The organism is Terrabacter sp. Ter38, from assembly GCF_024519435.1.
Lineage (GTDB): Bacteria > Actinomycetota > Actinomycetes > Actinomycetales > Dermatophilaceae > Terrabacter.
On sequence record NZ_JALJRZ010000005.1, the window covers coordinates 289532 to 305655 of the forward strand.

10 protein-coding genes are annotated in these 16124 nt (G+C 71.0%); 6 read left to right on the forward strand and 4 right to left on the reverse strand.

The annotated features are described in order from the left end of the window. Window positions 1–106: 106 nt before the first annotated feature. Window positions 107–637 carry a YbaK/EbsC family protein gene (locus NR112_RS13135; RefSeq protein WP_256794744.1) on the forward strand — a complete coding sequence of 177 codons (531 nt, stop codon included), beginning with the start codon at window positions 107–109 and terminating at the stop codon, window positions 635–637. Between the two features lie 8 nt (window positions 638–645). Here NR112_RS13135 and NR112_RS13140 read toward each other — a convergent pair whose 3' ends face one another. After that, a complete protein-coding gene (locus NR112_RS13140) occupies window positions 646–927 on the reverse strand; it encodes a WhiB family transcriptional regulator (protein WP_020143197.1) in 282 nt (93 codons plus the stop codon). Window positions 928–1111: 184 nt separating this feature from the next. Between NR112_RS13140 and NR112_RS13145 the strand changes: the two genes are divergently transcribed. Next, complete coding sequence (locus NR112_RS13145) at window positions 1112–2200, forward strand: MerR family transcriptional regulator (protein WP_256794745.1); 1089 nt, start codon at window positions 1112–1114, stop codon at window positions 2198–2200. A 159-nt stretch (window positions 2201–2359) separates the two neighbouring features. Then, entirely contained in the window at window positions 2360–8152 is a 5793-nt protein-coding gene (pulA, locus tag NR112_RS13150) for a pullulanase-type alpha-1,6-glucosidase (RefSeq protein ID WP_256794746.1), read from the forward strand. Between the two features lie 106 nt (window positions 8153–8258). Here the strand turns inward: pulA and NR112_RS13155 are convergent, their stop codons facing one another. After that, complete coding sequence (locus NR112_RS13155) at window positions 8259–11537, reverse strand: LamG-like jellyroll fold domain-containing protein (RefSeq protein WP_256794747.1); 3279 nt, start codon at window positions 11535–11537, stop codon at window positions 8259–8261. Window positions 11538–11795: 258 nt separating this feature from the next. Between NR112_RS13155 and NR112_RS13160 the strand changes: the two genes are divergently transcribed. After that, window positions 11796–12737: an aldo/keto reductase gene (locus NR112_RS13160; protein WP_256794788.1), complete on the forward strand. Its 942-nt coding sequence runs from the start codon at window positions 11796–11798 to the stop codon at window positions 12735–12737. A gap of 61 nt (window positions 12738–12798) precedes the next feature. Here NR112_RS13160 and NR112_RS13165 read toward each other — a convergent pair whose 3' ends face one another. Beyond that, window positions 12799–14112 carry an MFS transporter gene (locus NR112_RS13165; RefSeq protein ID WP_256794748.1) on the reverse strand — a complete coding sequence of 438 codons (1314 nt, stop codon included), beginning with the start codon at window positions 14110–14112 and terminating at the stop codon, window positions 12799–12801. A gap of 5 nt (window positions 14113–14117) precedes the next feature. Next, window positions 14118–14750, reverse strand: coding sequence for a helix-turn-helix domain-containing protein (locus tag NR112_RS13170; protein ID WP_256794749.1), 633 nt, complete (start codon window positions 14748–14750; stop codon window positions 14118–14120). 264 nt (window positions 14751–15014) lie between these two features. Here NR112_RS13170 and rplM point away from each other — a divergent pair, with 264 nt between their 5' ends. Both rplM and rpsI read left to right on the forward strand, forming a co-directional pair. Further along, window positions 15015–15458, forward strand: a complete 444-nt coding sequence (rplM, locus tag NR112_RS13175; protein WP_020143191.1) for a 50S ribosomal protein L13 — start codon at window positions 15015–15017, stop codon at window positions 15456–15458. A 34-nt stretch (window positions 15459–15492) separates the two neighbouring features. Continuing rightward, window positions 15493–15996, forward strand: coding sequence for a 30S ribosomal protein S9 (rpsI, locus tag NR112_RS13180; RefSeq protein WP_256794750.1), 504 nt, complete (start codon window positions 15493–15495; stop codon window positions 15994–15996). The last annotated feature ends 128 nt before the right edge of the window (window positions 15997–16124 follow it).

Consider the following 16124-nt stretch of genomic DNA (forward strand, 5'->3'; position numbering starts at 1 on the left):
TCGTCGGCGGCGGTGACCGCGACCTTCCGGACGGCGCTGGCGGCCGGCGGGCAGACGGCATACGGACCCCGGGGCGTCGGGCGAGCGGGCGGCATACGCTCGGGCCATGCCCAGCGCCGAAGGAAACCTGACGTGGGTGGCTGCCTCCGAGCGCCCCGACCTCCTCGCCCCGACCGTCGCGGCGGCGCTCGATCACGTGCCCGGGGTCCGGGTCGCGCCGATCGACGCGACGCTCGCCGACACCGCGGCCTTCTGCGAGGCCTACGACGTCGCGCCCGAGGCGTCGGCCAACTGCGTCGTCGTGGAGGCACGCCGCGGTGAGGAGACGACCCTCGCGGCCGTCATGGTGCTCGCGACCGACCGGGCCGACATCAACCGCGTCGTGCGCAAGCACCTCGGCGCCCGCAAGATCTCCTTCGCCGACCAGGCGAAGGCCCAGGAGCTGACCGGGATGCAGCAGGGTGGCATCACGCCCGTCGGGCTGCCGGCGGGCTGGCCGGTGCTCGTCGACGAAGCCGTCGTCGCGGCGGGCCCGGTCGTCATCGGCGCGGGCGTTCGCGGCGCCAAGCTGCTGCTCGACGGGGCCTCGCTCGCGGAGTTGCCGATGGCGCAGGTCATCGCTCTCGCCGTGCGCTGACGGCTCGGTCAGCCGGCGACGTCCCAGAGCATCTGGGCGCGCTCGGTCGGTGTCGTGCCGCCCCAGATGCCGAAGGTCTCGGGAACCCGGAGCGCGTGGTCGAGGCACCGCTCACGGACGGGGCAGGAGGCGCACACCATGCGGGCGGCCTCGGTCTGCTCGCGGCGCTCGCGCTGGTCGAGCTCCTGGTCGTCGGCGAAGAACTGCTCGACGGCCTTGGTGCGGCACCGACCCTGCTCCTGCCACTCGTACGAGGAGTAGGTGGGGCGCGGAAGGCGAGTGATCGTCATGGCTTCCTCCGTCGGTCCGGTCGAGCGATCTGATGCAGAACCTACGCAGAACTTATGCATTGCACAAGAGGTCTGCATAAGTTTATGATCCGGGTAGCCCGATCGGCGCCGGAGCGGTCCATGACGGGAATCTCGGACCGCTCCGCCCGACGCGGGCGACCAACCTGAAACGGTGAGGATCGCCATGAACCCGCAGCCAGCAGCCTCGAGGGAGCCTGGCCAGACGGAGCCCGACGACCCCGAGCCGGGGGAGCGGGCGCCCGAGCTGGGCTGGCCCGTCGGAGTCGTGTCGGAGCGACTCGCCATCGCTGCGCCGACCCTGCGGTCGTGGGACCGCCGCCACGGCGTCGGACCGAGCCTGAGGACCCGGGGCAACCACCGCCGCTACACCGAGCTCGACATCCGGCGCGTGCTGCTGATGTCCCGCCTGACCGCCCAGGGGGTGCCCGCGCAGAGTGCCGCCGACTCGGTGCTCGCGATGGACTCGGGGGCGATCGCGGAACGTCTCGACGGGGGCCACGGGTCCGCGGCCTCGGGGGAGGGAGGCGGGCTCGGGCGCGTGCCCGCTGGACCCGGTCTGAGCGGTGCCCCCCCTGCCGCTGGTGCGCCCGCGAGCGAGGTGGAGGGCGCCGAGCAGGATGCGACCGACCTCGTCGAGGCCATCGTGGGCGCGGCCCGGTCTCTCGACCCCCGCACGATGGCACTGCTCTACCGTCAGGTCCTGCGACGCCGCGACGTCGGCCGGGCCTGGGTCGAGGTCTTCGTGCCGGCACTGCGCCGCGTCGGTGACCTCTGGGAGGAGGGGCGGCTCGGGGTGCAGGCCGAGCACCTGACGAGCGAGCTCCTCCAGTCCGAGCTGCGCGCGGTGGTGCGGGCCAACCGGCTCCGGGTCGCAGGTGTGCCCGTCGTGCTCGCCAGCGCCGACGACGAGCAGCACCACCTCCCGCTGCTCGCGCTCGAGGCGGAGCTCGCGCGCCACGGGGTGGCGAGCCTCTTCCTCGGCCCGCGCGTGCCGTCCGACGCCCTCGTGTCAGCGCTGCGCGAGTCGCAGCCACGTGCGGCCTTCCTCTGGGCCTCGCTCGCGCGCCCGCAGGCCGAGCCGTTCTGGCGCGACCTCGAGGTCATCGGCTGGCCCCTCGAGGTCGTCATCGGCGGCCCCGGCTGGCCCGACGGGATCGAGGCGCCCGAGGGGCCGGTCACCGTGACGCGGGTCGCCGACTTCGGCGCGGCCGTGGCCGCCCTCGTGCGCCGCCCGGGTGCATCGATGGGCTGAGCGGCTGTCGTTCCGCGCAAGAAGCCGCAACATCCTGAGCCTGAGTGCAAGATTTTGCAGTCCAGGTCTGGCGTGGTGTCCGACTCGGGCGCTAGGTTCTCCCCGGTGGTCAAGCGTCCAGACACGGGCGTGAGCGACCCAGCCCACAAAGGAGTGCGCATGCGCCGTCGCCCGGCCCTGTCCGTCGCCAGCATCTCGGCCCTCGTCCTGGCCGGACTCGCCGTCCCGTTGGCCGGGGCACCGACCGCCCTGGCCGACGCCCCGCGCACCGCGACGGTCGTCGGGTCGTTGCAGGACGAGCTCGGCTGCAGCGCCGACTGGCAGCCCGACTGCACCGCGACCGACCTCGCGCTCGAGCCGGGCACGACGACGTATGCCGCCGAGTTCCGTCTGCCGAAGGGCAGCTACGAGCTCAAGGTGGCCATCAACCACTCGTGGGACGAGAGCTACGGCCAGGGCGGCGGCAACGTGCCGCTCGTCCTCGCCGGCCCGGCCACGCTCCGCTTCACCTACGACGACACGACGCACGCCATCGGCATCGCCCCCACCGACCTGCCCGGAGCCGCCACGAAGGCCGACACGACGCTCGCCGCGTCGTCGCTGCGCTCGCTCGCGACGAAGGAGCGCTTCTACTTCGTCATGGCCGACCGCTTCGCCAACGGCGACACGGCCAACGACCAGGGCGGCCTCACGGGTGGACCGCTCACGACCGGCTTCGACCCGACGAACGAGGGCTTCTACCACGGTGGTGACCTCAAGGGTCTGACCGGCAAGCTCGACTACATCAAGGGCCTCGGCACGACCGCGATCTGGCTCACGCCCTCCTTCAAGAACCGTCCCGTCCAGGGCAGCGGCTCCGACGCGAGCGCCGGCTACCACGGCTACTGGATCACCGACTTCACCCGGATCGACCCCCACCTGGGCTCGAACGCCGACATGAAGGCGCTCATCTCTGCCGCCCACGCGAAGGGGATGAAGGTCTACTTCGACATCATCACCAACCACACGGCCGACGTCATCTCCTACGAGGGTGGCACGTACACGTACGTCAACAAGGAGACGAGTCCCTACAAGGACGCTCGCGGCAAGGCCTTCGACGACGCTGCCGTCGCCGGCAAACCGGCCTGCGCCGGCGACACCGTGCCGGACTGCTTCCCGACGATGTCGGCCGGCACGTCCTTCCCGTACGTGCCGAAGGTCGCCGACGCCGACAAGGACGTCAAGGTCCCGGCCTGGCTCAACGACACGACGCTGTACCACAACCGTGGTGACTCGACGTATGCCGGCGAGTCCTCGACGTACGGTGACTTCTCCGGTCTCGACGACCTCTTCACCGAGAACCCCAAGGTCGTCACGGGCATGGAGGACATCTACAAGTCCTGGGTCGACTTCGGCGTCGACGGCTTCCGCATCGACACCGTCAAGCACGTCAACATGCAGTTCTGGCAGGCGTTCTCGCCGGCGATCCTGAGCCATGCCAAGGCGATCGGCAACGACGACTTCTTCATGTTCGGTGAGGTCTACGACGGCAACCCCGCCTACACGAGCCAGTTCACGACGAAGGGTGCGCTGCCGGCGACCCTCGACTTCGGCTTCCAGGGCGCGGCGCTCGGCTTCGCCCAGGGCAAGGCGACCACCGGCATCCGCGACCTCTTCGCGGGCGACGACTACTACACCGACACCGACTCCAACGCCTACGAGCTGCCGACGTTCCTCGGCAACCACGACATGGGTCGCGTCGGTGCGATGCTGCTCGCCGGCGGCGCCACGGGCGACGACCTGCTGGCCCGGGATCGGCTCGCGACGTCCCTGATGTTCCTGACCCGCGGCAACCCGGTCGTCTACTACGGCGACGAGCAGGGCTTCACCGGTCCGACGAGCGACTTCGGCGACAAGCGTGCGCGCCAGGACATGTTCGCCAGCCGCACGCCGATCTACCAGGACGACGTCGTCGTCGGGAGCAAGGACCTCGCGGGCACCGGCTCGCACTACGACACGTCCGCGCCGCTCTACCGGGAGATCAAGGCGCTCTCCGGCCTTCGCGCGGCCAACCCGGCCCTCGCGGACGGGGCGCAGGTGCACCGCTACGCCTCGGACGCCGCCGGGATCTACGCGATCAGCCGCATCGACAAGGCGGCCAAGCGCGAGTACGTCGTCGTCGCCAACAACGCCACGACCGCGAAGACCGCGACCTTCTCGACCTACTCCGCCGGCTCGAAGCTCGTGCCGATCCTCGGCGCCACCGCGGACCTGCGCGCCGCGGCCGACGGCCGCGTCACGGTGACCGTCCCGCCGCTGTCGGTGGCCGTCTACCGGGCGAACTCGACCATGGCGCAGCCGAAGTCGGCTCCCGCCATCTACCCGACGTCGCCCAGCGCCGGCGGAGTCGTGGGTGGTCGTGCCGAGATTGGCGCGGCCCTGCCCGGCAACACGTTCGCGGAGGTCTCGTTCCTGCAGCGCCCGGTGGGCACGTCCGCCTGGACGCCGTTGGGCACGGACGACAACGCGCCCTACCGCGTGTTCCACGACGTGTCCGGGCTCGCCAAGGGCACGCTCGTCGAGTACCGCATCGTGGCCAAGGACGTCGCCGGCCACGTCTCCGCCACCTCCACCTACGGTGTGGTGGGCGAGCCCGAGACGTCCGGCGGCGGTGGCGGCGGTGGCGTCGGCCCCGTCACCCAGCCCGACCACGTCAGCGTCCCCGGCAACCACAACTCCGAGATGGGCTGCCCCGGCGACTGGCAACCGGACTGCGCTCAGGCGCAGCTCGCCCTGGACGCCAAGGACGACATCTGGAAGGGCACCTTCGACTCCATCCCGGTCGGCGACTACGAGTACAAGGCCGCGATCAACAAGTCGTGGGACGAGAACTACGGCGCCGGAGCGGTCAAGGGCGGCGGCAACATCCCCTACACGGCCGCCGGCAAGCCCATCACCTTCTACTACGACCACCGCACCCACTGGGCCACGAACGACGCAACGGGCCCGATGATCACGGCCCCGGGCAGCTTCCAGAGCGAGCTCGGCTGCCCCGGAGACTGGGCGCCCGACTGCATGCGGTCGTGGCTGCAGGACCCCGACGGTGACGGCACGTACGTCTTCACCACCGACCAGATCCCCGCGGGCTCCTACGAGTTCAAGATCGCCGTGGGTCTGTCCTGGTCCGAGGCCTACCCGGCCAGCAACGTCGCCTTCTCGGTCCCGGCCGACGGTGTGCTCACCACCATCACCTACAAGGCCTCGACCCACGAGGTCACGGTCAAGACGTCCAAGGCGGGCGCTGCCCCCGACCTGACGAAGTCGAAGGCCTACGTCGTGGGTCCTGACCTCGTCGCCTGGCCGGCGTCGGCGCTGCCGGCCGGCACCGACCCCGCGACCCTCGACTGGCGCCTGCACTGGTCGGCCGACGGCGGTCTCGCCGTCGACGCAGAGGCTGTCACCGGCGGTTCCGTGGCGAGCCTGACGCGCGACCCGGCCGGGCTTCCCGCCTCGCTCCTGGCCGCCCACCCGGAGCTCAAGGGGGCCGTGGCCCTGCGTCTCGACAAGGCGACCGCCAAGCTGATGCCCGAGATCCTCAAGGGCCAGGTCGCCGTCGCGATGTACGCCTCCACGGGCCAGCTGCTCGACGCGACGGGCGCGCAGACGGCCATCGCCCTCGATGCGATCTACGCCGACCGGGCGGCCGCTCGCACCTACGGTGTGGGCTTCGCCCGCAGCCGGGCGACGTTCAGCCTGTGGGCCCCCACGGCACAGCAGGTCACCCTGCTCACCTGGCCGGCCCGCTCGGCGGACCGTCCGGTCGACACGGCCCGACGCACGCCGATGACGCGCTCGTCCGACGGAGCGTGGACCACGAGCCTCAGCACCTCGACGGCGCTCAACGCCCGTTACCTCTACGAGGTCACGGTGTGGGCTCCGACGACGGGCAAGGTCGAGACCAACGTCGTCACCGACCCGAGCTCGGTGGCGCTGACGCTGAACTCCACGCGGTCGGTCGCCGTCGACCTGACGAGCTCGGCGTTCATGCCCTCGGTGTGGAGCCGCACGCCGTCGCCGAAGCTCGCCCAGGACGTCGACTCGACGATCTACGAGCTGCACATCCGCGACTACTCCATGTCGGACGCGAAGGTCCCGGCGGCCCTGCGTGGCAGCTACCTGGCCTTCGCCGCGGACGGTGACGGCAGGGCGCACCTCAAGGCGCTCGCGAAGGCCGGTCTCAACACCGTGCACCTGCTGCCGAGCTTCGACATCGCCTCGATCGAGGAGGACAAGGCCAAGCAGCAGACGCCGCAGTGCAACCTCGCCTCCTACGCGCCCGACAGCGAGGAGCAGCAGAAGTGCGTCGGGGCGGTCGCGCCCAAGGATGCCTTCAACTGGGGCTACGACCCGTACCACTACAGCGTGCCCGAGGGCTCGTACGCGTCGAGCACCAGTGCGGCCGATGGCGGGGCCCGCGTGGCCGAGTTCCGCACGATGGTCGGGGCCCTGCACCAGGACGGCCTCCGCGTCGTGCTCGACCAGGTCTTCAACCACACGGCCCAGTCGGGCCAGGGCGACAAGTCCGTGCTCGACAAGGTCGTGCCGGGCTACTACCACCGCCTCAACGCGAGCGGTGCCGTCGAGACGTCGACGTGCTGCCAGAACGTCGCCACCGAGCACGCCATGGGCCAGAAGCTCATGGTCGACTCGGTGGTGTCCTGGGCCCGTAACTACCGGGTCGACGGGTTCCGCTTCGACCTCATGGGCCACCACAGCAAATCCAACATGCTCGCGGTCCGCTCGGCCCTCGATGCCCTGACGCTCTCGAAGGACGGCGTCGACGGGAGGTCGATCTACCTCTACGGCGAGGGCTGGAACTTCGGCGAGGTCGCCGACAACAAGCTCTTCGTCCAGGCGACGCAGGGCCAGCTGGGTGGCACGGGCATCGGCACCTTCTCCGACCGCCTGCGCGACGGGGTGCGTGGAGGAGGACCGTTCGACGAGGACCCGCGTCGACAGGGCTTCGGCTCCGGCGAGGCGACCGACCCGAACGGTGCCGCGATCAACGCCGACGCGGCCACCCGCCTCGGCAGCGACACCGACCTCGTCCAGCTCGGGCTGGCCGGCAACCTCAAGACGTTCACGTTCCGCAGCCAGAAGACGGGGACGGTCGTCAACGGCACGCAGGTCGACTACAACGGGTCGCCGGCGGGCTACGCCGACCAGCCGGACGAGGTCGTCAGCTACGTCGACGCCCACGACAACGAGACGCTCTTCGACTCGCTGACGTACAAGCTGCCGGTCGCGACGTCGATGCAGGACCGGGTTCGGATGAACACCCTGTCGCTGGCGACGACCGCCCTCGCTCAGACGCCGTCGTTCTGGCACGCCGGCGCCGACCTGCTCCGCAGCAAGTCGCTCAACCGCGACTCGTACGACAGCGGTGACTGGTTCAACCGGCTCGACTGGACCGGGGCCGACAACGGCTTCGGCCACGGTCTGCCGCCGCAGGAGCAGAACTCCGCCAAGTGGCCGTTCATGAAGCCGCTGCTCGCCGACCCGGCGCTCAAGCCGTCCGCCGCCGACGTGCGCAGCGCCGACGCGATGGCGCAGGACCTGCTGCGACTTCGCTTCAGCACCAAGCTGTTCCGTCTTGGCAACGCAGCCGCCATCAACGCCAAGGTGACCTTCCCGGTCTCTGGCACGGCCGAGGCGAAGCAGGGTGTCATCGTCATGCGGATCGACGACACGAAGGGAGTCGACGTCGATCCGGCCCTGCGCGGCGCCGTCGTCGTCTTCAACGCGACCCCCGACGCCGTATCGCAGAAGGTGCCCGGTCTCACCGGCTCGGTGTCCCTGAGCCCGGTCCAGGCCAACGGCGCCGACCGTGTCGTCAAGAGCGCGGCATACGACCCGGCGACGAGCTCGTTCTCCGTGCCGCCTCGCACCGTGGCGGTCTTCGTCCAGCCGTGACCGAAGCCGAGGCGTCCTGGAGCGGTCAGCGGGGGTCGGGCCCCGCTGACCGACGGACGTGGGCGCGTCCGGTCCCCGCGTTCAAGGTCGGGGGCAGCCCACGTGCTCAGGGAGCGGTGGCCCCGAACGACGGAACCGACACGGTGATCGGCGTGATCGTCGCCGACCCGGAGAGGAAGGCGTAGAGCCCGACCGTGCCAGGCGCCTGGAGGGCGGCCGTCGTGTCGCTCGCGACGAGGAGCCAGGCGCCGGGCTCGGGACTCCCCGTCCGCCACAGCTTGCCCTCGAGGGTCGTCGTTCCCGTCCCGGAGAGCCGAAGCCGGAGCTCGAGCGAGTCGCCGGCGGCGACGACCAGACCGGGCGCGACCGTCGATGCCAGCACCGTCTCGGCGCCGCCCACCGTGCGGACCAGGTACACGGTCGTGTCGGAGGGCCCGAGCCGGACCTTGAGGCGGTAGTCGTTGGTGCCGCTGCGGCGACCGACGAGCGAGGCGTAGAGGCCACCGCCGGTGCCGGGGTTGTTGACGGCCAAGGTGGTTCGCAGGTCGACGTCGGTCGCGGAGACCGCCGAGAGGTACGCGGACGGTCCGGACCCTGCGGCGACCCGCATCGTCCCGGCGGCGCCGTCGACGGCGAAGTTGGAGGCCGCCGTCGTCGTCGTCCACGACCCGCCCGCGTCGGCCGCGCCCCACGCGGCCGTGACGGTGCGCGAGAAGGCGTCCGCTGCGATGACCCCCGCGGCGGCGACCGAGACCGTGCGGGTCGTGCTCGCGGTGGCGCCCTGGTTGTCCGTCACGGTGAGCCCGACGACGTACGTCCCGCTCGCGGCATACGTGTGGTTGGCGGTCACGCCGGTCGCGCTCGTCCCGTCACCGAAGGTCCACGCATACGAGCTGATCGATCCGTCGGGGTCGCTCGACCCGGAGCCGTTGACCGAGGCCGTGAGTCCGCTCGTCGACGTCGTGAAGGAGGCGCTGGGAGGCTGGTTGCCCACGCCGCCGTTGCGCAAGGCGTACTGGGCCTGAACCTGGGCCGGGCTGAGCGCCACGTCGTAGACCGCGATCTCGTCGACCCAGCCGACGAAGTTGCGCGTGCTCGGCTGGTTGGTCCAACCGTCGAGAACGTCGCCGCCGAGACGCCAGTAGCCGAGGTACGCCTCTCCCGCCGTCGTGTCGGCGCGAGATCCGACCAGCGCGCCGTCGACGTAGAGCCGCATCCCGGCCGAGCTCATGCTCGCCGTGACCATGTGCCACTGGTTGTTGTTGTACGCCGCGGGACTGATGACGGTGCGCAGGCTGTTGTTCTGCGCCCGCACCCCGAAGACGATGCGTCCCGCGTTGTCCATGTAGAGGTGGCGGTCGCGGTGGGCGGAGTCCCCGTTCTGCAGGTCACCGAACCCGAGCAGTCGGCCGCCGCGAGTCGTGTTCGACCGCACCCACGTCTGGATGCTGAAGGTGTCCGGGGCCGTTTCCGAGCCGAGCGCGTAGACGCGACTGAAGTCGTTGTCCGTGAGCTGGGCCGCGCTGTCGCCGTTGACCGCTCCGCCCTGGTTCCAGGTGATGCCGGTGTCACCCCGGCCGTCGGTCACGCCGACCCGCGTCGAGGCCGCCCTGCCCGCCGCCCGGTCGTTGACCTGGAGGCCGGATGTCTCGTTCATCGGCCAGTAGATGCGTGCGCCGTTCGCCCGCACCGCGTCGGCGTAGGCCGTGGACGCGGAGAAGGACGTCGGCATCGTCACCGACGCCGAGGCGCCGAACACGGTGTTGCCGTCGGAGTCGTTCGCGACGAGCTGGTAGGAGTACGTCGCTCCCGGGGTCAGGCCGGTGTCCACGAAGCCGAGCGCCGGTCGGCTCCACCAGGTGGAACCGACGGTCGTCGTGTGGACCGGGGAGCCCTGCGCGCCGTTGCGAATGACCCTGTAGGTCAGGTTGTAGCTGTCCCTGTCGTATCCGGCCGTCCAGCTGACCCGCAGCGTCGAGGTCGAGGTCGGCACGAGCCGCGGGGTGAACGTCCCGCCGGTGAATCGCGGTCCTTCCCTGGCCGGGGCGATGGGGCGTCGCGCGAAGCGGACCAGGCCCTGCTGGCCGACGCCGTTGACGGTCGGGAACTCCCCGCCGTAGACGACGTAGTCCTCGTTGCCGGAGACGCTCCAGCCCGCCTGGTACTGACCCGTGTAGCTGCCGATCGTCATGTCCGGCAGCCAGCTGACGAGCGCGGCGCCGGGTGCCACGCCGTGCCAGTTCGGGTAGCCGAGCGAGTCGTTGAGGATCTCGCCGGTCACCGTGTCCGACCAGGCCATGGAGTGCTGGAACCTCCACTGCGGGTACTGCGGGAAGCCGCCGCCCATGGCGCCGCAGTAGTGCGGGTGGCCGGCTGTGTAGACGACCCCCGCGGACAGGAAGGTCGAGTAGATGTCACCGTGGCACGCGGTCACCCAGGCCGGGTTGGAGTTGTCGAGGGGGATCTTGAAGGAGCCCTCCAGGTTGGCGCCGTTGCCGAACGACCACGCGCTGCCGTAGACGAAGGAACCTCGCACGGTGAGGCTGCTGATGCCGGTGTCGGGTCCGGCGTTGTTCACCGGCGGGTCCCACGAGCTGTCGAGTGCGCCCGACGTGCCGTCGATCTTGGCGAGGCCGTAGGCCGACAGCCCCCCGACGTGTGTGAATGAGCCGCCCGCGTAGACCCGCGAGCCGTCGGGCGTGGCGGCGAGGGCCCACACGGCGAGGTCGGCGTTGGGGTTCCACGGCAGGAGCGCCCCGTCCGAGGCGCGGAAGGCGGCGAGGTTGTTGCGCAGGGTCGAGCCCCCGGCGACGCCCTGGAAACCTCCGCCCACGTAGACCGTGCTGTTCGTGGCCACGACGGCCCTGGCACGTGCCGTCGGTCCGAGCGGCGCGAAGGAGGTCAGCAGTGCTCCGGTCGTCGTGCTGTACGCGGCGAGGTGGGCGCGGGGGAGGCCGTTGGCCGTCGTGAAGTCGCCGACGACGTAGATGCGCGAGCCGTCGGGAGAGGCTGCGACGCCCATGACCTGCCCGTTGAGGCTCGGTGCGAAGCTGGTCACGAGGTTGCCCGTCGTGATGTCGTAGGCGAGCAGGTTGGCTCGGGGGGTGAGGTTCGTCCCGGGCGTGGCACCGGCCGGGCGCGCGTTGGCTAAGGAGCCGCCCGCATACACCGTGGTGCCGACGACGGCCTGGGACCACACGACTCCGTCGATCTGCACGGTGGGCAACCGGTCCGCCGTGACACCCGTGGCGGGGGCCGGGAGCACCGGCGCGGGGGCCGCGGTGGCATCGACGGCCGTCGCGACGAGCAGCGCTGCGGCGACGGCGAGCGAGACGAGGGCCGGGACGACCCGACCGAGACGACGATGTCGCGGGGATGAGCCCATGAGTGGCCTCCGTCCTGCCGGACGCGGACCAAGCCAACGGGCTAGGTCACGTCGACGACGGCCAACGGCTGCCACGCCGGTCGGCCGAACGGATCGAGCACGCGCCCCCCATTCCCCATCACGGACGAGTCCCCGGTCCGATCTCCTCAGACTAGACGCGATCGACGCGGGTGTCTGCGGGTTGGTCCGCTCGGTGAACCGGGCGCGACCGCGAGGCCGGGGGCGCGGGCATGCGGCTACGGTGATCGGGTGACCGACATGACCTACCGCCAGCTCGGCGACAGCGGGCTCACCGTCTCGACCGTCGGCATCGGCTGCAACAACTTCGGCCGACGCCTCGACCAGGACGGCACGAACGCCGTGGTGCGCCAGGCCCTCGACAGCGGCATCACTCTCTTCGACACCGCCGACATCTACGGCCAAGGGGCCAGCGAGGAGATGCTCGGCCTCGCGCTGGGATCTGAGCGCGAGAACGTCGTGGTGGCAACGAAGTTCGGCATGGACATGCAGGGCGCCAACGGCCCCGACTGGGGGGTGCGTGGGTCGCGCCGCTACGTCCGCAGGGCCGTCGAAGCGAGCCTGCGGCGGCTCGGTACCGACTGGATCGACCTCTACCAGCTGCACCGACCCGACCCGCAGACCCCGATCGACGAGACGCTGGCGGCGCTCGACGAGCTGGTCCGCGAGGGCAAGGTGCGCTACCTCGGCAGTAGCAACTTCACCGGCTGGCAGGTCGTCGACGCCGACTGGACGGCGCGGGCCGCAGGCACCTCACGGTTCGTCTCGGCGCAGAACGAGTACTCGCTGCTCGAGCGTGACGTCGAGGACGAGCTCGTGCCCGCGTGCGAGCACGTCGGCGTCGGGCTGCTCCCGTTCTTCCCGCTCGCCTCCGGCCTGCTCACCGGAAAGTACCGTCGCGGCGAGCCGGCTCCTGAGGGCACCCGGCTCGCCGGGATGGCCGACCGACTCGAGGGCGCCGACTGGGACACGATCGAGGCCCTCGAGGCGTATGCCGCCCAGCGCGGTCTGCGCCCCATCGACGTCGCGATCGGCGGCCTCGCGGCGCAGCCCGCGGTCGCCTCCGTGATCGCGGGGGCGACGCGCCCCGAGCAGGTCGTCGACAACGTCCGGGCCGGCCTGTGGGAGCCGACCGCCGAGGACCTGGCCGAGCTCGACCAGATCACCGCCCCGACCGCCTGAGCCCAGCCACGCGTCACGTCGAGTGAGTGCCCCGTCCCCTCGAGTGGGACGGGCCGGCGGCTCAGTCGACGGCGGGGTGGAGCGTGGGCTCGGTCGTGACCCCCACGTCGGCACGTGCCCTCTCGGCGCGCAGGGCGTGCCGGTAGAACCATGCGCCGAGGACGCTCACGCCTCCCGCGGTCACCATGGCCAGCTGCGTCGAGGTGCGCTCGGCCAGCAGGCCCAGGAGCGGGGCCGCGATGCCGAAGGCCGCTGAGGCGACCATGGAGTTCATCGAGAGGACCGTGGCGCGGTTGCGGGCCTGGGCCTCGCGGTGGAGCAGCGCGGAGTGGGCCGGGCCGGCCGCACCGTGCAGCAGGTACGTGACGCCATAGGCGGCGACGAGCGCCGCAGGCCCCGCCACGAGTCCCATGACGACCGCGCCGAGGCCGTTGAGCATGCGTGCGGCGATCGCGGTCCAGGTGACGCCGATGCGGCGGCTCGACCATCCCGAGAGGGCCGCGCCGAGGGCGAAGACGGCCCACCCGGCGGCGGCCACCGGGCCCATGATCGCGCCGGCGCGCTCCTCGCCGCCCACGAGCTCGGCCAGGCGGATCGGCTGGAACGTCTCGAAGACGATCATCGCCACCGACCAGAACACCTCGACGCAGACGATGCCGCGCAGCGCGCGGTTGCTCCGCAGCAGCCCGAGGCCGTCGCGCACGACGGTGGGAGCCTCCTTCGCGGAGGCGAGGGCGCGCCGGGCACCCGAGGCGTCGAGGTGCTCGGCGCCGCGCGGCTCGCGCAGCAGGACGAGGACGGCGACGAGGTGCACGACGTTGAGCGCGACGAAGACGGCCACGGGGAGGACGAGTGCCGACGCACCCGTGAACGGGTGCCACCAGACGAGGCCGCCGGAGACGAGGGCGCCGGAGGCGATCGCTCCGCCGAGCACGGTGCCCTGGGCCGCGAGGGCCCCGTCGACGTCGGCGCCGGGTGTCGTGGCGTGCACCGTGTCGACGAACCACGCCTCGAGGGGCCCGGAGTCGAGGGCGCGGAAGATGCCGGTGAGCACGGCGGCCGCGAAGAAGGCCCAGAAGGAGTGCGCCACGAGCAGGATGCTGCTCGCGACGACGTTGACGACGGCCGAGACGACGAAGACCGGCCGGCGACCGAAGGCGTCCGCGAAGCCGCTCGTGGGCAGCTCGAGCGCGAAGATCGTCAGCCCCGCGGCCGACGAGATCGTCATCGCCTGCGCCACGGTGAGGCCTCGCTCGAGCTGCCACAGCGTGAGCAGCCCGACGACGAGCCCGACCGGGAACCACCGGGTGAAGCTCAGGGCGAGGAAGACGCGGCGGGCCGCGGTGGGGGAGAGCAGGGTGTCGCGGGGGCTCATCGGGCTCATTCCTTCGTCGTCGGGGGTCGGTCGAGGTCGAGCGGGTAGGCGAAGGCGTAGACGGCGATGCGTCGCGCCTGGGGGTTGCCCTGTCCGACGCGGCGGTAGCGCTCGATGAGGTCCCACATCTCCTCCCGCATCGCCTCGAGGGACTCGGCGGTGACGAGCACCGCCGCGTCGCTCGAACCGCAGGCGTCCTGCCAGGCGGTGGGCCACGTCGTCGAGACGTCGAGCCACTTGTCGTACTGCTCGCTGAAGTGGCGGGCGTAGTCACGGGTCAGCCAGTTGAGGGCGGTCTCGGAGTCCTCGTCGCCCTCGAAGTCGCTCGGGTGCCACGAGTGGTACTCCGAGCTCGCGCGCCACAGCCGACGCTTTCCCTCGCCCTCCTCGGTGTCGTGGACGAGGCCGACCGACTCGAGCTTGCGCAGGTGGTAGCTCGTGGCGCCGGAGTTGGTGCCGAGGAGCGTGGCGAGGTCGGTCGCGGTCGCCGGGCCGCCACGGCGCAGGGCCCCGAGCAGGCGCGACCGGAGTGGGTGGGCGAGGACGCGCACGCTCTCGGGCGTCAGCCAGACGTTCTCGTCGTCCGATGGGCCGGACGCAGTCCGGGGGGAGGGGGTTGTGTGGTCCTGTGCAGCCATAGTGTGCACAATACCTGTGCACACTATGGCTGCACAAGATCTTTGCACGAGCGATTGTCAGGGGTATCGCTGCAGGTCAGGGTAGGTATTCGGCCCCGGTGCCCATGATTTGGGCACGAGAGTCCGACCCCGTAACATGGATGAAGTTGTGCACCGGGCCGTCAGGCGAACCCGTCCTCACCACGTCGTGGACGAGGCGGGCGACGCGGACCGAGCCCAGCGGCATTCACTGCTCCACCATTTCAGAAGCGAAGGCAGACTCCATTGCGCACGTACACCCCGAAGCCCGGCGAGGTCACTCGCACGTGGCACGTCATCGACGCGACCGACGTCGTGCTCGGCCGTCTCGCGAGCCAGGCCGCTGTCCTGCTCCGGGGCAAGCACAAGCCGCAGTTCGCACCGCACGTCGACACCGGTGACTTCGTCATCATCATCAACGCCGACAAGGTCGCCCTGACCGGCGCCAAGCTCGAGCAGAAGAAGGCCTACCGCCACTCGGGCTTCCCGGGCGGTCTGCGGTCGACCTCCTACACCGAGCTGCTCGCCAAGAGCCCCGAGAAGGCCGTCGAGAAGGCCATCCGCGGCATGCTCCCGAAGAACTCGCTGGCCCGCCAGCAGCTCTCCAAGCTCAAGGTCTACCGCGGTGCCGAGCACCCGCACGCGGCCCAGCAGCCCGTCCCCTTCGAGATCACCCAGGTTGCGCAGTAAGCCCCCGGCTGCTGCGTAGAAAGCGACAAGACACGTGACTGACATCGTGAACGAGGAAGTCCTCGACACCGACGAGCCCGAGCTGACCGAGTACACCTCGGAGTCCGACGGCTCCGTCGCCGGCGAGCCGAGGCGTGCCCGTGAGGTCTCGACCCCCGGCGCTGCCACCGGTCGCCGCAAGCAGGCCATCGCCCGCGTGCGCATCGTCCCCGGCACCGGCGAGTGGAAGATCAACGGGCGCACCCTCGACGCCTACTTCCCCAACAAGGTCCACCAGCAGATCGTCAAGGAGCCGCTGACGCTCCTCGAGCTGGACGGCTCCTACGACGTGCTCGTCCGCGTGCACGGCGGTGGCCCCTCCGGCCAGGCCGGCGCGGTGCGCCTCGGTGTCGCCCGCTCGCTGAACGGCATCGACGAGGAGCTCAACCGTCCCGCCCTCAAGAAGGCCGGCTTCCTCACCCGTGACCCCCGCGTCCCGGAGCGCAAGAAGGCCGGTCTCAAGAAGGCCCGCAAGGCCCCGCAGTACTCCAAGCGCTGATGCTTCGGCTGGCGCCGAGCATCACCGCTTGGCTCCAGTCGCGCTCAGTCGCCTGCAGTCGCAGGCCGCACGAGGGCCCCTGAGCACTGCTCGGGGGCCTTCGGCGTCCGCACCCTCCCTGACCCCCG